Annotated in this window: 17 protein-coding genes; 15 read left to right on the forward strand and 2 right to left on the reverse strand. The window is 63.5% G+C overall.

Going from position 1 to position 19973, the window contains the following annotated elements:
• Positions 1-85: 85 nt before the first annotated feature.
• From LB515_RS17330 to LB515_RS17400, 15 genes are all read left to right on the forward strand, one after another.
• Positions 86-2575 carry a mechanosensitive ion channel family protein gene (locus LB515_RS17330; RefSeq protein WP_224600941.1) on the forward strand — a complete coding sequence of 830 codons (2490 nt, stop codon included), beginning with the start codon at positions 86-88 and terminating at the stop codon, positions 2573-2575.
• Between the two features lie 182 nt (positions 2576-2757).
• Complete coding sequence (locus LB515_RS17335) at positions 2758-3021, forward strand: hypothetical protein (RefSeq protein ID WP_224600942.1); 264 nt, start codon at positions 2758-2760, stop codon at positions 3019-3021.
• A gap of 260 nt (positions 3022-3281) precedes the next feature.
• A complete protein-coding gene (locus LB515_RS17340; RefSeq protein ID WP_224600943.1) occupies positions 3282-4715 on the forward strand; it encodes a UbiA family prenyltransferase in 1434 nt (477 codons plus the stop codon).
• Positions 4715-6067, forward strand: a complete 1353-nt coding sequence (locus LB515_RS17345) for an FAD-dependent oxidoreductase (protein ID WP_224600944.1) — start codon at positions 4715-4717, stop codon at positions 6065-6067. Before LB515_RS17340 ends, LB515_RS17345 begins: the two co-directional genes overlap by 1 nt.
• A gap of 123 nt (positions 6068-6190) precedes the next feature.
• A complete protein-coding gene (locus LB515_RS17350; protein WP_224636135.1) occupies positions 6191-6640 on the forward strand; it encodes an EamA family transporter in 450 nt (149 codons plus the stop codon).
• Positions 6637-7644, forward strand: coding sequence for an NAD-dependent epimerase/dehydratase family protein (locus LB515_RS17355; protein WP_224545499.1), 1008 nt, complete (start codon positions 6637-6639; stop codon positions 7642-7644). Before LB515_RS17350 ends, LB515_RS17355 begins: the two co-directional genes overlap by 4 nt.
• A 23-nt stretch (positions 7645-7667) precedes the next feature.
• On the forward strand, positions 7668-9143 hold the full coding sequence (locus LB515_RS17360; protein ID WP_224600946.1) for an aspartate aminotransferase family protein: 1476 nt from the start codon (positions 7668-7670) through the stop codon (positions 9141-9143).
• 11 nt (positions 9144-9154) lie between these two features.
• Positions 9155-10387, forward strand: a complete 1233-nt coding sequence (locus LB515_RS17365; protein ID WP_224600947.1) for a hypothetical protein — start codon at positions 9155-9157, stop codon at positions 10385-10387.
• A complete protein-coding gene (locus LB515_RS17370; protein ID WP_224600948.1) occupies positions 10384-11142 on the forward strand; it encodes an FkbM family methyltransferase in 759 nt (252 codons plus the stop codon). Before LB515_RS17365 ends, LB515_RS17370 begins: the two co-directional genes overlap by 4 nt.
• A 142-nt stretch (positions 11143-11284) precedes the next feature.
• On the forward strand, positions 11285-13846 hold the full coding sequence (locus LB515_RS17375) for an FAD-dependent oxidoreductase (protein ID WP_224708437.1): 2562 nt from the start codon (positions 11285-11287) through the stop codon (positions 13844-13846).
• A 130-nt stretch (positions 13847-13976) separates the two neighbouring features.
• Positions 13977-14918 carry a phosphoribosylaminoimidazolesuccinocarboxamide synthase gene (locus tag LB515_RS17380; protein ID WP_095764920.1) on the forward strand — a complete coding sequence of 314 codons (942 nt, stop codon included), beginning with the start codon at positions 13977-13979 and terminating at the stop codon, positions 14916-14918.
• A 76-nt stretch (positions 14919-14994) separates the two neighbouring features.
• On the forward strand, positions 14995-15837 hold the full coding sequence (locus tag LB515_RS17385; protein WP_224708438.1) for a DUF1194 domain-containing protein: 843 nt from the start codon (positions 14995-14997) through the stop codon (positions 15835-15837).
• A 133-nt stretch (positions 15838-15970) separates the two neighbouring features.
• The gene (locus tag LB515_RS17390) at positions 15971-16921 is read left to right on the forward strand and encodes an ABC transporter substrate-binding protein (protein WP_224600951.1); all 951 of its coding nucleotides are present in this window, start codon (positions 15971-15973) and stop codon (positions 16919-16921) included.
• A gap of 61 nt (positions 16922-16982) precedes the next feature.
• Positions 16983-17759 (forward strand): ABC transporter permease, encoded by a 777-nt coding sequence (locus tag LB515_RS17395; RefSeq protein ID WP_224636142.1) that lies wholly within the window; start codon positions 16983-16985, stop codon positions 17757-17759.
• Positions 17756-18547 carry an ABC transporter ATP-binding protein gene (locus tag LB515_RS17400; protein WP_224708439.1) on the forward strand — a complete coding sequence of 264 codons (792 nt, stop codon included), beginning with the start codon at positions 17756-17758 and terminating at the stop codon, positions 18545-18547. Before LB515_RS17395 ends, LB515_RS17400 begins: the two co-directional genes overlap by 4 nt.
• A 20-nt stretch (positions 18548-18567) precedes the next feature.
• Here LB515_RS17400 and LB515_RS17405 read toward each other — a convergent pair whose 3' ends face one another.
• Entirely contained in the window at positions 18568-19506 is a 939-nt protein-coding gene (locus LB515_RS17405) for a GlxA family transcriptional regulator (RefSeq protein WP_263482302.1), read from the reverse strand.
• A gap of 303 nt (positions 19507-19809) precedes the next feature.
• On the reverse strand, positions 19810-19944 hold the full coding sequence (locus LB515_RS28180) for a hypothetical protein (protein ID WP_263483928.1): 135 nt from the start codon (positions 19942-19944) through the stop codon (positions 19810-19812).
• Positions 19945-19973: the final 29 nt, after the last annotated feature.

Genomic DNA, 19973 nt, shown 5'->3' on the forward strand with positions numbered 1-19973 from the left:
CGGGACGGCTTGCCGCCCGATATGCCGGTCTTTATCAAGGGCGGAAATTTCGAGAATTTTTCGGCCGCGAGTCGCCAACAAAATCATGTTCTTCCGCCTGCTGCGCCTGCTTCTGGTCGTCATCGTCGCTGTCTTCGCGCAGCCGGCGCTGGACGCGTCGGCGCAGGCGATCGGCCATGGCTCGTCGCAACTCATCGCCGACCAGACGAAGGCCATCCAGGACCTGACGGCCAGGACCGACGGCCTGGAAAAGAAACTGAGCGACCCCGACCAGGACGATGCGGGGCTCGTCGACATCCGGTTGCAGCTCGAGGATATTTCGCGGGCGGCGCTGAACAGCGCCCTGGCATTCCGGCAGCGCCTCACCGACATCAACAATCGCGCGGAGGTTCTCGGCCAGCCGCCGGCGCAGGGGCAACCCCCGGAGCCGGTGATCGTGAGCAACGAACGCAGCGCGCTCGCCACGGAAAAAGCTCAGATCAACGCGGTCGTCGCCAGCGCGCAAAACCTGTCGATCCGCGTCAACGGCTTGGTCGACAGGATCGCCGTCATGCGCAGCGAGCTTTTCCGCAGCGTCATCACCAAGCACTACGACCTGACGGACGCACTGAGCCCGCAGGCCTTTTCCGACGCGCATGACCAGTTCACGGGCCTCTACAAGGCGGTGTCGTCCTGGGCGAGCTTCGCCGTCAGGTTCAAGTTCCAGGCGATCCTCGCGGCGACGCTTATGGCGCTGGCGCTGGCGGCCGTGCTTTTGATCGGCGGCAGGCGCCTGTTCGGCCGAATATTCGAGGCCGACCCGACCGTGGAAGATCCTTCCTATCTCAGCCGGCTGTCGGTGGCGTTCTGGTCGACGCTGCTGCCGACCCTGGCGCTCGGCGTCTTCTTCGCCTCGGCCGTGTTCTTCTTCAACTATTACAATGTGCTGCGCGGCGATATCGGCACGTTCCTCAATGCCTTGCTGACGGTGATCGCCATGGTGTTCTGCGTCAACCGGCTGACCAACGCTGCGCTAGAGCCGCGCCTGCCCAATTGGCGCCTGATCCCGGTCGCGACCGGTTCCGCGCGCTGGCTCGTCGGACTGACGACCGCCATGGCGCTGGTACTCGGGTTCAATTACTTCCTGTCGGTCGTCAACGAGAAGATGGGTTCGCCACTTTCGCTGACGATCGCGAGGGGCGTTGTCGCCAGCATCATCGTCGGCGTCATCCTTGTGCTGATGGGGTTGCTGCGGCCGTTCAGGGCGGCCGACGGCTCATGGCGCCCCTGGCCGGCCTGGCTTCGTTTCATCGCCATCGGGCTCGGGCTGTTCACCATCGCGGCGGCGCTGCTTGGCTATATCGGCCTGGCGCTTTTCGTCTCGTTCCAGGTCGTGGTGACCGGCACCGTGCTGGTGACGGCCTATATCGGCTTCCTGTCGGCACGCGCGATCGGAGAGGAGGGCGGCTTCGCCGACACTTCGGTCGGACGATGGCTTTCGGAAAACTCCAGCTACGAGGATACCGCCCTCGACCAGCTCGGCCTGGTGGTCAGCATCGCCATCAATCTGATGATCGTGGTGGTGTTCCTGCCGCTGATCCTGTTGATGTGGGGCTTTCAGCCCGGCGATATCGAGGCCTGGGCCTACAAGCTGGCGACCGGCGTCACGATCGGCTCGGTGACCATCTCCTTTCTCGGCATCCTCAGCGGCATCGTCGTATTCGTCATCGGCTATTTCCTGACGCGCTGGTTCCAGGGCTGGCTGGACGGCTCGGTGATGGCGCGCGGCAAGGTCGATCCCGGCGTGCGCAACTCGATCCGGCTGGGTGTCGGCTATGCCGGCGTGGCGGTCGCCGCACTGGTCGGCATCTCGGCCGCGGGCATCGATCTTTCCAACTTGGCGCTGGTGGCCGGCGCCCTTTCGCTGGGCATCGGCTTCGGCCTGCAGAACGTCGTGTCGAATTTCGTTTCGGGCCTGATCCTGCTTGCCGAGCGGCCGTTCAAGGTCGGCGACTGGATCGTCGCGGGCGACGTCAGCGGCACGGTGCGCAAGATCAGCGTCCGCGCCACCGAGATCGAGACCTTCCAGCGCCAGGCGGTGATCCTGCCCAACTCGAACCTCATCAACAATGCGGTCGGCAACTGGACGCATCGCAACAAGCTCGGGCGCATCGACATCAAGGTCGGCGTCGCCTATGGCAGTGACGTCAAGCGCGTCCACGCCATCCTGACGGACATTGCGCGCGCCCATCCGATGGTGCTGAAGAATCCCGAGCCGTTCGTCCTCTTCGCCAATTTCGGCTCGGCCGCGCTCGAATTCGAAATGCGCGTGTTCGTCGCCGATATCATGAACGGCAGCGTCGTGCAGAACGACATCCGCTTCGCCATCTTCGATATCTTCGAGGAGGAGCAGATCGAGATCCCATCGACGCCGCGCGCCGTGGTCGAGAGCAAGAAGCACGAACCTTGGCCGATCGACGACGACAAGATCGAGGCCGAATTCGCCGAACGCCAGCGGCTTGAGGCTGAAGCCGCGGCCGAGCGGGAGCGGCTGGCCAAGATGAAGCGCAGGGGCCGCAAGCCGGATCCAAGCTGAGGTTCATCGATATTCGGATGAGGCCGGCTTCCAAATGGCGGCACGCCGCCTTCCCAAACCGATTGTGGCATGAATGCGGCATTCAGTTGCGGTTCAGGTAACATCTCATATAAGCTTCGATGCAAAGGGCGAGAATGCCTTGCAAATTTGAACAGAGGCGGTGTGCAAACACCGGAAATGCAATGTGGAAGTCTGTCGTTGCCGCCATCGCTTTCCTGGCCCTGGGCGGTTCGGCTTTCGCCGCCAGCGCGATCAACAGGGACGCTCAGACGCGGACCCTGGTCGTGACCGAAGGCGGCGCCAAGAGCGAGCTGACGCTTGCCGCCGGCGAGACGGTGGAGTTCTGCTCGAGCGGCTGCTTCGTCACTCTGCCCAATGGTGACCTCGAAGCCCTGACCGGCTCGGAAACGGTCGAAATCTCGGGCGGCGCGGCCCGCATCAAGTAACTCTCGCCACAGAGAGTGGCGCCGCAGGATTGGCAAAGGCCGGACCGATGTCCGGCCTTTTATCGTTTCCGGTAGCCGACACTTAACGACGATGGCGAAAAACCGGTAGGACAATGCTCTGCAACCGGACGTTTTAACGTTCGCTGCGTCATGACCCGCTATATCCGACCCGAGGACGCCGGCATACGGCGTGGGTTGAGTTGGCGCGTGATCTTTCCGTGATCGGAGTTTTGGGATCCGCGCTCGATCGGGGCAGGGCAATGGACGCGAGGTCGGACAGGAACGCAATTCCGCTTGCGGTCGATCTCGACGGTATGCTGATCGCAACGGACCTTCTGTGGGAAGGCCTGTTCATCCTGCTCAAGAAGAACCCGCTCTATGTCTTTCTCCTGCCACTCTGGCTGATCGGCGGGCCGGCCCGGCTGAAGCAGGAAATCGCCGGCCGCATCGACATTGACCCGGCCTCGCTGCCTTACCGCCAGGATCTGCTTGACCGGCTGCGCGCCGAGCATCGGGAGGGCCGCAAGATCGTGCTGGCGACGGGAACGCCGCGCAAATTCGCGGAGGCGATCGCGGCGCATCTCGGCATTTTCGATCATGTGCTGGCGACCGACGGTCCGCACAACATGACCTCCGGCAGGAAAGGCGCGGCACTTGTCGCCGCCTATGGCGATGCAGGCTTCGACTATGCCGGCAACAGCCGGCACGACCTCAAAGTGTTCGATGCAGCGCGCAACGCGCTCGTGGTGGCGCCCGACCGCAGCGCCCGGCGCTGGCAGGCGGCGCATCAAGCCGAGGCCATACCCGCGCCGAAGCCGGCGCTGAGGATCTACATCAAGATGCTGCGCATGCATCAGTGGCTGAAGAACGCGCTGATCGCTGTGCCGATGGTGCTGTCGCACGAATATTTCAACCCGAACATGATCTGGGAATGCCTGCTGGCGTTCGCCTCCTTCAGCGCCGCGGCGTCCGCCATCTATATCCTCAACGATTTCTTCGACCTCGCGCTCGACCGCAAGCATCCGACCAAGCGCAACCGGCCTTTCGCCAGCGGCGCATTGTCGATCCCATTCGGTCTCGGCGCGATCGCTACGCTGCTTGCGATCGGCATCGCCGCGGGCCTCTTCCTTCCGATCGAATTCCTTGGCGTGCTTGCCGGCTATTTGGCCGTCACCACCGCCTATTCGCTGTCGTTCAAGCGCATGCTTCTGATCGATGTGCTGACGCTTGCGGGCCTCTACACGATCCGCGTACTGGCGGGCGCGGCCGCCACCGGCGTCGACGTCTCTTTCTGGCTGCTTGCCTTCTCGATCTTCTTCTTCCTCTCGCTGGCGCTGGTGAAGCGCTTCGTCGAGTTGCGCACCACGGCCATCCCGCCCGGCGAGCGCATCGCCGGCCGCGGCTATCGCACCGAGGACCAGGAGATCGTCGCGCAGGCCGGCATGGCGTCGGCTTTTTCCTCGGCGCTGGTCCTGGCGCTCTATATGGACAGCCCGGCGGTGCGCGAACTCTATCCGCATCCCTGGCTGATATGGCCGCTGGCGCCGATCGTGCTTTACCTGACGATGCGTGTCTGGATCCTCGCCCGGCGCGACGAGATGCATGACGACCCGGTCGTCTTCATCATCCGCGATTGGCGCAGCCAGATCGTCGTCGCCATCGGGGCGGTCTTCCTCGTCGCCGGAGGCTGGTGATGAGGCACGAGCGCTTCGGCAGCTTCGGACTGGCGACGCCGCCGGCGCGCAAGGCGATCCCGGCGGACGAGGCGATCGCCCTGCTTAAGCGCGGCGAGGCGAAGACCGGGTCGCTGCTCGGATACGGCAATGGCCGCTCCTACGGCGACAGTTGCCAGAACGATGCCGGCATGGTGGTCGACATGCGGCCGCTCAACCGCATCCGTTCCTTCAACGCCGAGACCGGCGTGCTCGAGGCCGATGCCGGCACGCTGCTTTGCGATATCATCGCTCATGCCGCGCCCTACGGCTTCTTTCCGGCCGTGGTTCCAGGTACCCAGTTCGTGACGCTGGGCGGCGCGATCGCCAACGACGTCCACGGCAAGAACCATCATCGGCGCGGCACCTTCGGCTGCCATGTCGAGGCTTTGACGCTGCTTCGGTCCGACGGCCGGACCTATCGCTGCTCGCAGACCGACAATATCCGACTATTCGGGGCGACGATCGGCGGCATGGGGCTGACCGGGCTTATCCTGTCGGCATCGATCAAGCTGATGCGGGTGCCCTCGCTCGACATAGTGGAAAGGGCGACGCGGTTTCGCGATCTTGGCGAATTCTTCGATCTTGCCGAGGCTGCCGACCAGGCCAACGAATATGCCGTCGCCTGGATCGACCAGCTTGCCAGCGGACATGGGCACGGTCGCGGGCTGTTGTTCACGGGCAACCATGCCGAACACGGCTCGCACGCGGCGGCGCGCGCCGGCAGCCGGTTTTCCGTGCCGGTGCAGCCACCATTCAATATCCTCAATCGGCCCTTCCTCACCGTCTTCAACGCGGCCTACCGCTGGAAGAAGGGCAGGTCCCAGGCTCCGCACCAAGCAGGCTATCAAGGCTTTTTCTTTCCGCTCGACGGGGTCCGCGACTGGAACCGGCTCTACGGGCCGCGCGGGCTTTTCCAGCACCAAAGCGTGGTGCCGGAGGCGAATGCGCGCCGCATCGTGCCTGTGCTGCTCGACGCGGCACAGCGGGCAGGGCAGGGATCGTTCCTGACCGTGCTCAAGCGCTTCGGCGATGTCCGCTCGCCGGCGCTGCTGTCGTTCCCGCGGCCCGGCTACACGCTTACGCTCGATTTCCCCAACCGGGGTGAAAGAACGTTGCGGCTGCTCGCCGGACTCGACCGCATCGCAATCGAGGCGGGCGGCGCGGTGAACCCCTACAAGGACGCCCGCATGGGACCTGAGACATTCGCCGCGTCGTTCCCGCAATGGCAGCAGCTGGAGGCGCTTCGCGACCCTGCTTTTCTGTCGAGCTTCTGGATACGGACGGCAAAAAGACTGGATGCAACGAAAGGTGTTTTTGAAGCCGCAGAATAGATAAAGGTCAGATAAATCATGGTAAATGAAAGGTTATACCGTGATTCACTCAAAGCATCGTCGAAGCTTCACGAAATCTTTGTGGGTTTGTAATAGGGCCGCCCAAGAGGCGGGGTGGCAACAATGAAATACATAATCTTCATTCTCTTCACGGTCATGACCAATGCCGCAGCGCAGCTGATGCTGAAGCAGGGCATGATGTCGATGGGGCCGGTCTCCTTCGAGGGCGTCAATCCGCTCGTCAAGCTCTTGCAGATCGTGTTCAGCCCCTGGGTGTTCCTCGGCCTGTGCACCTTCGTCATCTCGATGGCATCGCATCTCTACGTGCTGTCCAAGGTCGAGCTCAGCTTCGCCTATCCGTTCCTCAGCCTCGCTTATGTCGCCGTGGCGATTTTCGCCTATTTCGTCTTCCGCGAGGACCTCAATGGCTGGCGCATCGCCGGCATCGCCTGCATCTGCGTCGGCACGGTGCTGATCGCGCAAAGTGGCCGGGAAATGGGTAGGCGCGGGCATGAGGACCAGACAGCATCCATCAATCCCGACAAGATCGGCATAAGCGAGATCGTTCGATGAGACATGTGATTTTCGGCGGCGACGGCTTCGTCGGCCGCCACCTTGCCCCCAAGCTCGCCGCCGATGGCGAGACCGTCGTCGTCGCCGATATCGTCAAGAGCGACCTGCCGCATTACCGCTCCATGCGTTTCGTCACCTGTGACGTCACCGATCCGGTCTCAGTCGCGGCGGTCGGCCTCAGGACCGACGACATGGTCTACAACCTGTCGGCGAAGATGCTGTCGCCGATCCAGGTGCGCGCCAAGCGGCACGATTTCTTCTTCCCGGTGAATTTCCACGGCACCGAGAATATTATCCAGGCGATGGACAAGGCCGGCGCTTCGAAGCTGGTCCACTACACGACCGACATGATCTACGGCCACACGGTCGTGCTGCCGATGACCGAGGACCATCCGGTCGCGCCGCTCGGCGAGTACGGGCTGTCGAAGCTCAAGACCGAGGAGCTCGCCGCTGAATGGCGCAAGCGCGGCATGTCGATCTCGCTGTTCAGGCCGCGCCTGATCATCGGGCCCGGCCGTCTCGGCATCCTGGAAAAGCTGTTCAAGCTGATCGACTGGAATTTTCCGGTGCCGATGATCGGCTCGGGCAGGAACCCTTACCAGTTCATCTCGGTATTCGACTGCGCCGAAGCCGCCCGCGCGGCCTGGAAAGCCGGCGTGCCGAACGAGGCTTACAATCTCGGCTCGCTCAATCCGCCGCCGGTCAAAAAACTGCTCGGCGATCTGATCCGCCATGCCGGCTCCAAGTCGATCCTGCTGCCGACGCCCGGCTGGGCGGTCAAGCGCACGCTCGACCTGCTCGACTGGTTGAACATGCCGATCATGGATCCGGAACAGTATCTGATCGCGGACGAGGAATGCGTGCTCGATGTTTCCAAGGCCGAGCGTCAGCTTGGCTGGGTGCCGCAATATCGCGACGAGGACATGCTGATCGCCGCCTACAACGAATATCGCGCCAAGATGGACGGCCACGCCGTCGCCACCAGACAGGTTCCCGCCGAATAGAGCGCGAGGGGGAGATTTTTCAGATGACCGTCATGGCCAAGCCGGAACATACCGGAACACGCACGCTGGTCGACGCGCCGGCGCTTTCGCCCACAGCAATCGCCAAGCCCGATCTGATCAGCGTCGAGCAGGCCAAGGCGATGGACGTCGCCCGCATCACCGACCTGTTCAAGGCTCATCTCAACCCTGGACAGCTGCATTTCATGAAGCTGCTCGGCTTTCACAAGGTCAAGATCGAGCACGCCGAGGGCATGTTCTATATCGACCAGAATGGCCGCAAGATCCTCGACTTCTTCGGCGGCTTCGGTTCGCTGGCCTTTGGCCACAACCATCCGCGCATCCTGGAAGCCCGCAAGACATTCCAGGAGGAGAAGCGCCAGGAGATCGCCATCGCCTTCATGTCGCAATATGCGGCGGCCCTCGCGCACAACATCGCCAAATGCTCGCCCGGCGACCTCGACATGGTGTTTCTGGGCTCGTCCGGCTCGGAAGCCATGGAAGCGGCGGTGAAGCTTGCCGAGCGCGCCGCAGGTCCGAAGCGGCCGAAGATTGTCTATGCGGAGAATTCCTTCCACGGCAAGACCAAGGGCGTGCTGGCGATCACCGACGGCCAGCTCTACCGCGCCGATTTCAAGGTCGCAGACAATGTCGTGCGCGTTCCTTTCGCCGACATCGACGCGGTCGAGCGGCTGTTCAAGAGCGATCCGGAGATCGGCGTCATCGTGCTGGAAACCATCCAGGGCGGCGGCGGCATCATCCAGGCGCCCACGGAATACTGGCAGAAGCTGCGCGCGCTTTGCGACCGCTATGGCGTGCTGTGGGTCGCCGACGAAGTGCAGTGCGGCTATGGCCGCTCGGGCCGCTTCTATGCTTTCGAGCATTACGGCGTGGTGCCCGACGTGACGGCGCTGGCGAAATCGCTGGGCGCCGGCAAGGCGGCGGTCGGGGCGATGATCGCCAGGCGCGACGTCTACATGAAGGCCTATGGCACGCCGAAGACGGCGATGATCCACGCCATGGCGACTTTCGGCGGCATGGGCGAGGCCTGCGTCACCGCGATCGAGGGCATCAACGTGCTCTATGACGAAGGGCTGATCGACAACGCCGCCTCGACCGGCGACTACCTTCTGCAGCGGCTGCAGGCGCTGAAGGAGAAGTATCCGAAGATCATCAAGGACGTGCGCGGCAAGGGCTTCATGATCGGGCTCGAGTTCCATGATTTCTCGCAGACCTTGCCGATGGTGCTGCGCCCGCTGGTAAGCGTGCTCGACGACAAGCTGAAGGGCTCGCTGTCGGGCTTCGTCGGCTCGCTGCTGTTGCGCGACTACGACGTGCTCGTCGCCTTCACCGAATACAACCGCAACGTCATCCGGCTCGAGCCGCCGCTGATCTGCCAACCCGAGCATGTCGACCGCTTCGTCGACGCCTTCGACAGCCTGTTGTCGCGCGGCATCGTGGCGATCGTGAAGGACTTCGTGAAAAGCCAGGTCGGTAAATAGAGGCCGCGAGAATGCTGACCAGGCCGTCCGCTCCGACCAATCCGCTGGAACGACTGACCGGCGCCGGCCTGGCATGGGGCGAGGGGGCTTACGCGAAATGGGCCGCGTCGATCGGGGCGGTCGCCTTCTCGCTTTATATCCTGCTGACCGCCGCGACCGCCTGGTTCATGCCCGACGCCAACTGGGACATGCTGCCCTATCTCGCGATCGCCGAGGAAAGCGCCTATCCCGATCCCCAGGCGCTGCATGACTATGCCTACGGCACGGTCAAGGCCGGCATGTCGGCCGGCGATTACAAGACGCTGACGGGCGACGGCGGCGGCTTCCGCAGCCATATGGCGCAGAACGCCGCCGATTTCCATTCGCTGCTCGGCATGTACCGGATCAAGTTCCTCTATGCCGAAATTCTTTCTGGCCTCAGCCATGTCGTCTCGCCGGTCGAGGCGATGCGGCTGGTGCAAGTATTCTCGGTGCTTCTGTTCGGCGCCATCACGCTCGCCTGGCTGCGCGCGGTAGGCGCGCTGGCGCTGGCGCCTGTCGTCGGCGCTTTGCTGATCATGGCCGATTTCGGCGATGCGGCGCGGGCCTCGACGCCGGACCTTCTGTGCTCGGCGCTGTTTCTTGGCGGTGTCTTCGCCTATGTGCGCAAGCGCGAGGCGGCGACGGCGGTCCTGCTCTTCCTCGCATTCATGGCCAGGCCGGACAACATCGTCTTCCTCGCCATTTTCGCGGCGCTGCTCGTCGCTTTCCGTGAGAAGGCATGGGGCGCGCTGGCAGGCTTCGCGGCCTCTTTCGTCGCCTATTTCGCCATTTCGCACTGGGCCCAGCATCCCGGCTGGTGGCCACATCTTTGGTTCTCCAGCATCGAGCAGCATTACAACATGGACGGGTTCGAGCCGCCGTTTTCGGTGACCGCCTATCTCAAGGCCTTCGCCGCCTCGGTGGTGCGCGCCATCAACGTCAACAGCTGGGTCGGCGTGTCGGTTCTGGCACTAGCGGGCTGGTACGGCCTGAGCCGCGCCGGCTTCCGGCTCGACCGCCGCGCCGGCATCCTGCTGGCGGCGCTTGTGCTGGGCGTGCTGGCGAAGTTCACCGTCTTCCCGATCCACGACAGCCGCATCTACTTCCCCAATCTTCTGCCGCCCTTCCTGCTGCTTGCCGCGCCGCTGACGGCACTGTGGGCATCGGCAAGCCAGGGCAGGCACCGCGCCGCGCTGCAGGTCATTACCGGAGACAAGTCATGAACTCGCTTTCCAGTCTCGCGCGCGTTCTTCTGTCGCTCGGCCTTCCGGCCGGCCTGCTCGATCGCGGCCCCTCTCTGCACGGCACGAAATTCCTCGCCAAGGCGGCGCTTAAGGCACGGTTCGGCGGCAAGGGCCGGCCGTTCCAGATGGTCAATGTCGGCGCCTGCGACGGCGCGCTGTTCGACGACGTGACGCCCTGGCTGCATCGCATTGCGGGGGCGCGCGCCATGCTGGTCGAGCCGATCCCCTACAATCAGAAGCGGCTTCGCGCCAACTATCCGGATGCCAGCCGCTTCGTCATAGAGCCGGTGGCGGTGACTAGGACCAAGGGCACGATCACGGTCCATACATTCGATGCCGCGGCGCTTGAAGCCGGCACGCTGCCGATCGAGTTCATCGGCTGCTCGTCGGTCACCGACACCAATCTGATGTCGGGCAAGAACGCCTGGGGCGAGACCGACGCCAACTTCAACAAGTTCGCGCCGCATCTGAAGGATATCGAAGTGTCGTCGGAGACCTTGCAGACGCTGCTCGACCGCAACGGCATCACCCACATAGACGTTTTCCTGGTCGACTGCGAAGGCGCCGACTGGATGGTGTTCGAACAGCTTGACCTTGGCCGCTATCGTCCGGGCATGATCAAGATCGAGGTCGGCGCGCTGCCTGCGGCCGAGATTGGCCAGGTCGTGGTAAAGCTCAAGACCGCCGGCTACCAGGTCGGCTTCCAGGCCGAGGACATCTGGGCCTTCGCCTAGCCAATTCATCTCAGCGCGAGGGGTCGCGCCGTACCTGCGGCGTGTCGCAAACAGGCGGTAGCTCAATCCGCGACCTCTGCATATTGTGCGCCATTCGAAAGGCGCGCAAACGCGCCCGTCCATCATTCCGGAGTCGCGGGCAATGGCAGAGTTTCCGAAAAAGGCGAAGGTCGTCATCGTCGGCCTGGGCGGTATCGTCGGCGCGTCCGTCGCCCACCACCTGATCGAGCGCGGCTGGGACGACATCGTCGGTATCGACAAGTCGGGTATCCCGACCGACATCGGCTCGACGGCGCACGCCTCGGACTTCTGCTACACGACCAGCCACGACTTCCTGTCCTGCTGGACGACGCTCTACTCGATCGATTTCTACGAGAAGATGGGCCACTACGCCCGCGTCGGCGGCCTCGAAGTGGCGCGTGTCGGCGACGACGCCCGCATGGACGAGATCAAGCGCAAGATCGCCTCGGCAAAATCCTTCGGCACTCGCGCGCGGCTGATCGAGCCGGCCGAGATCAAGCAAAAATTCCCGCTGATCGAGGAGCATCTGGTGCAAGGCGGGCTGTGGGATCCGGATGCCGGCCTCGTCATCCCGCGCTCGCAGACGGTTGCCGGCAAGCTTGTCGACCAAGGTGTCGCGGCCGGCAAGCTCCAGGCTTTCGCGAACACCTCGGCCAAGGAGCTGGTCGTCGAGAACGGCCGCATCAAGGGTGTGGTGACGGAACGCGGCACGATCGAGGCCGACTATGTCGTGGTCTGCACCGGCATTTGGGGCCGGCTCACCGCGGCGCTAGTTGGCGAGGACCTGCCGGTCATGCCGATCGACCATCCGCTGACATTCTTCGGCCCCTACAACGAGTTCGCCGGCACCGGCAAGGAGATCGGCTGGCCGCTGCTGCGCGACCAGGGCAACTCTGCCTATATGCGCGACACCGGCGACCCGAAGACCGCCGAGGGCGGCCAGATCGAATGGGGTTATTACGAGGAGACCAATCCGCGTCTGTGCCATCCGCGCGATCTTCTCGAAAAAGACCAGGCGCGGCTCTCGCCGTCGCAGCGCGACCTCGACATGGAGCAGATCATGGCGCCGCTGGAGCGCGCCATGGAGCTGACGCCGATCCTCGGCGAGCTCGGCTACAATGAAGGCCATTCCTTCAACGGCCTGCTGCAGGTGACCACCGATGGCGGTCCGTCGATGGGCGAAAGCCAGAAGGTGAGGGGGCTGTGGTATGCCGTCGCCATCTGGGTCAAGGACGGCCCGGGCATGGGCAAGCTGATCGCCGACTGGATGACCGACGGCCGTACTTCGATCGACCATCACGCGATAGACTATTCGCGCTTCTACCCGCACCAGACCAGCGAACAGTTCATCTGGGATCGCTGCACGGAAACGGCGATGAAGGTCTACAATCCGGCGGTGCATCCGCGCGAGCCTTTCTCCAAGGGCCGCAACATCCGCCGCTCGCCGTTCTATGAGCGCGAGAAGGAGCTCGGCGGCTATTTCATGGAGTTGGGCGGCTGGGAGCGCGCGCATGGCTACGCGGCCAACGAGCATCTGCTGGAGAAGTATGGCAACCGCGTGCCGGTGCGCGAGAACGAGTGGGACAACCGCCACTTCTGGCGCGTCTCCAACGCCGAGCACCTGGCGATGAGCGAGGATTGCGGCATCGTCAACCTGTCGCATTTCTCGATGTACGACATCGAGGGACCCGACCATGTCGCGCTGCTGGAATGGCTGTGCGCGGCCAAGATCGGCGGCGACAACAATATCGGCAAGGGCATCTACACCCACTTCCTCGACGAGGAAGGCATGGTGCGCGCCGACTTTACCGTCATCCGCATGGCCGATCGGTGCCGGCTGATCGACGGCGCCGACGCCGGCCCGCGCGACTTCCGCTACATGCAGCGCACCGCGCAGGACAAAGGCTTCGACGTCACCGTCACCGACGTGACGGAGAAATACGTTACCATCGGCATCTGGGGACCGAATGCGCGCACGACCCTGCAGAAGGTGGTCGAGGATCCGAACGGGCTGACGCCGGAGAATTTCCCGTTCGCGGCAATCAAGCCGATCCGCATCGGCGGCAAGGACGTCACCGCCTTCCGCATCTCCTATGTCGGCGAGCAGGGCTGGGAATTGCATATGCGCTACGAGGATGGGCTCGCCGTCTGGGACGCGCTGCGCTCCACCGGCGTCATGCCGTTCGGTGTCGAGACCTATGCCAACACGCGCCGCATGGAAAAGAGCCTGCGGCTGCAGAACGCCGATCTGCTCACCGAGTACAATCTGCTTGAGGCCGACCTCGCCCGCCCGAAGGTCAAGGACAACGACTTCTGCGGCAAGGCCAAGCATCTGGAGTATCGCGCCCGCGAGCATCAGCCGGCGATGCTGTGCACGCTGGTAATGACCGACAACAAGGACGCCAAGGGCGTCGCGCGATATCCGGTCGGCACCATGCCGGTCCTCGATCCCGCCACCGGCGAGACGCTGGTCGACGAGCTCGGCCGCCGCTCCTTCACCACTTCGGTCGCCTATGGCCCGACCATCGGCAAGAACATCGCGCTCGCCTATCTGCCCTGGGACTATTGTCAGGAAGGCCGCAGCCTCAACGTGGAATATTTCGGCGAGACCTATCCGGTCGAGGTGGCCGGTGTCGGCTACAAGCCGCTCTACGACCCGGAGAACCTCAAGCCGCGGAGCTGACAACCGGCGCAATAGCGGCAACTGGTCGGAAAAGCTTGGCCTTCCTCGGAAGGCCTTCAAGCTTGGCTTGATGTGCCGGGGGCCAGCGGCTTATGTGGCCCATCAGCAGCCCGCGAAAGCAACACGCCCCATGCGCATCCTGTCCGACGCCTTCATTCCCGAACTGCCCAACCGTTACAATGGCAAGGTGCGCGAAAATTACGATCTGCCGGACGGGCGCCGCATCATCATCGCCACCGATCGTCTAAGCGCGTTCGACACGATCCTGGCCTCGATCCCATTCAAGGGGCAGGTCCTCACCCAGACGGCGCGCTACTGGTTCGAGGAAACAGCCGACATCTGTCCCAATCACGTGCTGGAATATCCCGATCCCAATGTCGTGGTTGGCAGGCGGCTCGACATGCTGCCGGTCGAGATCGTGGTGCGCGGCTATCTGGCGGGGACCACCAGCACCTCGATCCTGACCAAATACAGGAAGGGCGAACGGAGCTTCTACGGTCACACCTTTCCCGATGGGCTGCGCGACAATGAAAAGCTGCCGCAAGCAATCATCACCCCGACCAGCAAGGCCGCCAGCGGCGGCCATGACGAGCCGCTGTCGGAAGCCGAGATCATCGAACAGGGGCTGCTCACGCAGGCGCAGTGGGACACCGTATCGCGTTATGCGCAGCAGCTGTTCGCCCGCGGCCAGCAGCGCGCCGCCGAACGCGGCCTGATCCTGGCCGACACCAAATATGAATTCGGCACCGCGCCGGACGGCGCCATCGTGCTGGCGGACGAAATCCACACGCCCGACAGCAGCCGCTACTGGATCGCGGCGAGCTACGATGAGGCGTTCGAAAGCGGCGGGCGGCCGCAGAGTTTCGACAAGGATTTCATCCGGTCGTGGGTGTCGGCGCGCTGCGATCCCTACACGGATCCGATCCCCAAAATTCCCGACGAGATCGTCAACCAGGCCTCGGCGGTCTATATCCAGGCCTATGAAGCGATCACGGGCGCGAAATTCGTGCCCGATCTTTCCGGTGACAGCGTGCTGGAACGCATCCGTTCGAATCTCGCGCGGTATTTTTGAGCGGTCCCGCGGCGGCGGAATCCGATGCCCGGATTCCCGGCTTTTGCGCGCGGCGATTTTCGCCTAACCTTGCTCCATGTCTGCTTATGCCCGTGCAAGGCATATTTTTTCAGGCAGTGCCGCGCTGGCGCTGGCGCTCTGGCTGACACCGGCAGCTTCTCCCGCCGAGCCCGTCGATGTCGAGCTGGTGCTGGCGGTCGATGTTTCGCTGTCGATGTCGCCGGCCGAGCTTGAGATCCAGCGTCATGGTTATGCCGCGGCGCTGACGCATGACAATGTGCTGAAGGCCATCGCCGACGGCGCCTACGGCAAGATCGCGGTAACCTATGTCGAGTGGGCAGGCACGACCTGGCAGCGCGTCATCGTGCCGTGGACGGTGATCGCCAACCGCGCCGATGCCGAGAAGGTGGTGGCGCAACTCGATGCCCGTCCGCCCGACAGCGCTCGGCGGACCTCGATCTCCGGCGCGCTGAGCTTCGGCAGCGACCTGTTCGCCGAGAGCGGATTCCAGGGAACCAAGCGCGTCATCGATATCTCTGGCGACGGGCCCAACAATCAGGGCGCGCCGGTCGACCTCACGCGCGACGAGGTGGTCAAGCAAGGCATCACCATCAACGGGCTGCCGTTGATGACGCGCGGCGGTTTCAGCGGCGCCTTCGACGTTGAGAATCTCGACCGCTATTACAGCGACTGCGTCATCGGCGGACCGGGCGCCTTCATGATCCCGGTCAACGACTGGACGCAGTTTCCCGAAGCGATCCGCCGCAAGCTGGTGCTCGAGCTTGCCGGTCCCGCTTCGCTGCAATGGGCGGCGCAAGAGGCCGCGCATCCGCCGGTCGTGCTCGCCGACAACGGGCCGGCCGCGGATTGCTTGGCGGGCGAGAAGATGTGGCGCAACCGCGGCTGGGGCACGCCGTGAGCAATCGAGAAGCCCCTCAAAGTCCGCCGGCGGGCGTCGGATTGGACCATCGTCGAGTGCGGCTTCCGCTTCATTGACAAGCCTTTTGGGGTCTGTGAGACAATTCGCGCTCACCGCAAAAAGGGGAACCACAATGGTAAGAACCACCATTTTCGCGGCGGCGCTGACGGCGGCCGCCGTGCTCAGCGCGCCGGCGATGGCGGCGACGTCGATCACCATCGGCATCAGCGGCTGGACCGGCTTCGCGCCGCTGACATTGGCCAAGCAGGCCGGGCTTTTCGAAAAGCACGGGCTCGACGTCACGCTCAAGAAAGTGCCGCAGGCGAGCCGTCCGCTGGCCATCGCCAGCGGCGACCTGCAATGCGCGGCGACCACGGTCGAGACCTGGATGGTGTGGAACGCCAGCGGCGTCGCCACCAAGCAGATCTTCCAGCTCGACAAATCCTATGGCGCCGACGGCATCGTCGTGCGCAACGACATAAAGACCGTCGCCGATCTCAAGGGCAAGAACGTCGCCTCGTCCGCGCCTGGAACCTCGCCCTATTTCCTGCTCGCCTGGGTGCTCAACAAGAACGGCATGTCGACCAAGGACGTGACAGTCGTCAACCTGGAGCCGGACGCGGCGGCGCAAGCCTTCCTCGCCGGCCAGAACGATGCCGCCGTCACCTACGAGCCCTTCATCTCAGCCGTGCGCGACAAGGCCGACCAGGGCCACATCCTGGCGACCACGCTCGATTATCCGATGGTGATGGATACGGTCGGCTGCACGCCGGACTTCCTCAAGGCCAATCCCGATGCCGCCAAGGCGCTCGCCGACAGCTATTTCGACGCGCTCGACATGATCAAGAAGGATCCGCAGAAATCCTACGAGATTATGGGCGCCGACGTGAAGCAGTCAGCCAAGGAGTTCGAGGAGTCGGCCAAGTACCTGAAATGGGCCGACAAGGCCGAGAACAAGCAGTTCTTCACCAAGGATTTTCAGGACTTTTCCAAGACCGCGGCAGAGCTGCTGCTGCAGATGGGGCTGATCAAGGAAGCGCCGGATGTGTCGACGCTTGCAGACACCAGCGCGATCGCCGACTGATCGCGTATCGCCCGATCGGCGGCGTGACGCCGCCGATCCCTCCTCTCAAGGACTTTTCCTGATGCTGCGCCCCTTGCATCCCGTTGCGCCGGGCACGCGAACCGTGCTCGGCGTCGCCTTCTTTGTCCTGTTCGTGGCGTTCTGGGCGTGGATCACGCTCGGCGGCCATGTGAACCGGATCTTTCTTGCCGATCCGCTGTCGATGCTGAAGGATGGCTGGCGGTTGCTCGTCGAAGACCGGTTCTGGCTCGATATCCTGATCACTATCTGGCGCGTCTTCGGCGGCTTCGTGCTGGCGTCGATCGTGGCCGTGCCGATCGGCATCGCCATGGGCGCCTGGAAGCCGGTCGAAGCCTTCCTCGAACCGTTCGTGTCCTTTGCGCGCTACCTGCCGGCGTCGGCCTTCATTCCGCTGCTCATCCTATGGGCCGGCATCGGGGAACTCGAAAAGCTCCTGGTTATCTTCGTCGGCTCGGTGTTCCAGATCATCCTGATCGTCGCGGTCAAGGTCGGCGGCACGAGGCGGGACCTTGTCGAAGCCGCCTACACGCTGGGGGCGACCGACAATGGCATCGTCAAGCGCGTCATCATGCCGGCCAACGCGCCGGAGATCGCCGAAACACTGCGGCTGGTGCTGGGCTGGGCCTGGACCTATGTCATCGTCGCCGAGCTGATCGGCTCGTCGTCAGGTATCGGCTACATGATCATCAACAGCCAATCGCGGCTGGCGACGGGACAGATCATCTTCGGCATCATCGTCATCGGGCTGATCGGGCTTCTGTCCGATTTCGCCTTCAAGGCGCTCAACCGCTGGCTCTATCCATGGAGCCTGGCGTGAGCAAGCTTCTCATCGAAGGCGTCTCGCGGACCTTTGCCGGGGTCAGGGGCGGACAGCCGGTGCGGGCGCTGCAGCCGGTCGATCTCGCGGTCGCGGCCAATGATTTCATCACCATCCTCGGGCCATCCGGCTGCGGAAAGTCGACGCTGCTCAGGATCGTCGCCGGACTGGAAGCGCCGAGTACCGGCCGCGTGCTGCTCGACGGCAAGGCGGTCACAAGGCCGGGGCCGGACCGCGGCATGGTGTTCCAGTCCTACACGCTGTTTCCCTGGCTGACGGTCGCCGAGAACATCGGTTTCGGCCTGCGCGAGCAAGGCAGGCCCGAGCGTGAGCGCAACGAAGTCGTCGCCTCCTATATCGATCTCGTCGGTCTGAGGGGTTTCGAGAACCATTGGCCGAAACAGCTGTCGGGCGGCATGCAGCAGCGTACGGCGATCGCTCGCGCTCTTGCCAACGATCCCGCGATCCTGCTGCTCGACGAGCCGTTCGGCGCGCTGGACAACCAGACGCGCGGACTGATGCAGGAACTGCTGCTCGGTATCTGGGAGCGGCGCAAGAAGACGGTGCTGTTTGTCACCCACGACATCGAGGAGGCGATCTTCATGGCGTCGCGGGTGATCGTGATGAGCGCCCGGCCCGGCCGCATCAAGTCGGATGTCCCGGTCGACCTGCCGCATCCGCGCCATTACACGCTGAAGACCAGCCCGGAATTCTCCGCGCTCAAGGCGCAGCTTACCGAAGACATCCGCATCGAGGCAATGCGGACCGCGCAGGGGCAGTCCGTCTAGACGACTGCGCCTTTGCCCGCTCAGGCCGCCAGCAACTGCTTGCGGTCGACGCGCTCCTGCTGCGGCGAGCGGGCGTAGAGCTCGCGGTAGCATTTGGAGAAATGCGAGGCGGAGACGAAGCCGCAGGCCACCGCCACTTCGACCACCGGCAGCGACGACTGGATGAGCAGGTGCCTGGCGCGGTCGAGTCGGATCTCCAGATAGTAGCGAGCGGGCGAGCGGCCCATCTCGGTGCGGAACAGGCGCTCGATCTGCCGGCGGGAAAGATCGACATGGTCGGCGATCTCGATCAGCGACAGCGGCTCGGCTAGGTTGGCTTCCATCAGCTCGATGATGGTGAGCACCTTCGAGTTCTGAACGCCGAGGCGGGCGCGCAGCGGCAGGCGCTGGCGATCGGTCGGGCTGCGCACTCGGTCGGTCAACACCTGCTCGCAGACGCGGTTGACGAGGCTTTCGTCGAAATCGTCGCCGATCAGCTTCAGCATCATGTCGAGCGCGGCGGTGCCGCCGGCGCAGGTATAGACGTTCTGGTCGACCTCGAAGAGGTCGGCAAAGACATTGGCCTTCGGGAATGCCTCGGAAAAGCCCGGCAGGTTTTCCCAATGGATGGCGCAACGCTTGTTGGACAAGAGGCCGGCGGCGGCCAGGATATGCGCGCCGGTGCACAGGCCGCCGACGGCGACGCCGCGATTATACTCCTCGCGCAGCCAGGCGAAGGCCGATTTGTTGTGGTAGCGCTCGACATTGATGCCGCTGCAGACGATCGCCATGTTCGGCCGATCCGGCCCGGCCATCTTCTTGCGCTCTTCCTCGAGCGAGGTGTTGACGGCGCATTCGACGCCGTTCGAAGCGCGCACCGGTTTGCCGTCGATGCTGGCCAGCCGCCAACGATAGGCTTCGTAGCCGAGCATCCGGTTGGCCGAGCGCAGCGGATCGAGCGCCGTCGCAAAGGCGATCATGGTGAAATCGGGAATGAGGAAGAATACAAACGATCTCTTGATCGGATGCTTTACGGCATTCACGGGAAACCTCACGCAGCCATGACGCGAACAGGATGTCGCGAACAGCATAGCGACAACAGGAAAAATCATTCCTGTCAATCGGGTAGGCGGCTAAGTGAAGATTAAATTTGCGACATGGGTCGCAAATGGGCAATTCGTGCAACTGCAGGGCGTCTCTTCGCCGACGTCAGGTGGCAATGGCCCAATGAAAACGCCGCCTCGGCAAGCCGGGCGGCGTTGAATTCAGCATGCCGAATTGTCTCAGGCGACGAAGCCGAGACGGGCAGCAGCCATGGCGCCGGTCTGGCCGGGCATGGTCTTGGCAAGACGCTGACGTTCCATAGCGGTTGTCAGGTTCATTTCACGGCGGGTGAACAGGCGGGCAAAGAGCTTCATCGTCATCTCCATTTGGTTGCTCAGACGGG

The organism is Mesorhizobium sp. CA15 (assembly GCF_020165215.1).
GTDB lineage: Bacteria > Pseudomonadota > Alphaproteobacteria > Rhizobiales > Rhizobiaceae > Mesorhizobium.

What these genes read in the sequence shown, in the direction of transcription:
- LB515_RS17330 (WP_224600941.1), top strand. Translation starts at nt 86, where the DNA reads ATGTTCTTCCGCCTGCTGCGCCTGCTTCTGGTCGTCATCGTCGCTGTC.
- LB515_RS17335 (WP_224600942.1), top strand. Translation starts at nt 2,758, where the DNA reads ATGTGGAAGTCTGTCGTTGCCGCCATCGCTTTCCTGGCCCTGGGCGGT.
- LB515_RS17340 (WP_224600943.1), top strand. Translation starts at nt 3,282, where the DNA reads ATGGACGCGAGGTCGGACAGGAACGCAATTCCGCTTGCGGTCGATCTC.
- LB515_RS17345 (WP_224600944.1), top strand. Translation starts at nt 4,715, where the DNA reads ATGAGGCACGAGCGCTTCGGCAGCTTCGGACTGGCGACGCCGCCGGCG.
- LB515_RS17350 (WP_224636135.1), top strand. Translation starts at nt 6,191, where the DNA reads ATGAAATACATAATCTTCATTCTCTTCACGGTCATGACCAATGCCGCA.
- LB515_RS17355 (WP_224545499.1), top strand. Translation starts at nt 6,637, where the DNA reads ATGAGACATGTGATTTTCGGCGGCGACGGCTTCGTCGGCCGCCACCTT.
- LB515_RS17360 (WP_224600946.1), top strand. Translation starts at nt 7,668, where the DNA reads ATGACCGTCATGGCCAAGCCGGAACATACCGGAACACGCACGCTGGTC.
- LB515_RS17365 (WP_224600947.1), top strand. Translation starts at nt 9,155, where the DNA reads ATGCTGACCAGGCCGTCCGCTCCGACCAATCCGCTGGAACGACTGACC.
- LB515_RS17370 (WP_224600948.1), top strand. Translation starts at nt 10,384, where the DNA reads ATGAACTCGCTTTCCAGTCTCGCGCGCGTTCTTCTGTCGCTCGGCCTT.
- LB515_RS17375 (WP_224708437.1), top strand. Translation starts at nt 11,285, where the DNA reads ATGGCAGAGTTTCCGAAAAAGGCGAAGGTCGTCATCGTCGGCCTGGGC.
- LB515_RS17380 (WP_095764920.1), top strand. Translation starts at nt 13,977, where the DNA reads ATGCGCATCCTGTCCGACGCCTTCATTCCCGAACTGCCCAACCGTTAC.
- LB515_RS17385 (WP_224708438.1), top strand. Translation starts at nt 14,995, where the DNA reads ATGTCTGCTTATGCCCGTGCAAGGCATATTTTTTCAGGCAGTGCCGCG.
- LB515_RS17390 (WP_224600951.1), top strand. Translation starts at nt 15,971, where the DNA reads ATGGTAAGAACCACCATTTTCGCGGCGGCGCTGACGGCGGCCGCCGTG.
- LB515_RS17395 (WP_224636142.1), top strand. Translation starts at nt 16,983, where the DNA reads ATGCTGCGCCCCTTGCATCCCGTTGCGCCGGGCACGCGAACCGTGCTC.
- LB515_RS17405 (WP_263482302.1), bottom strand. Translation starts at nt 19,506, where the DNA reads ATGATCGCCTTTGCGACGGCGCTCGATCCGCTGCGCTCGGCCAACCGG.
- LB515_RS28180 (WP_263483928.1), bottom strand. Translation starts at nt 19,944, where the DNA reads ATGAAGCTCTTTGCCCGCCTGTTCACCCGCCGTGAAATGAACCTGACA.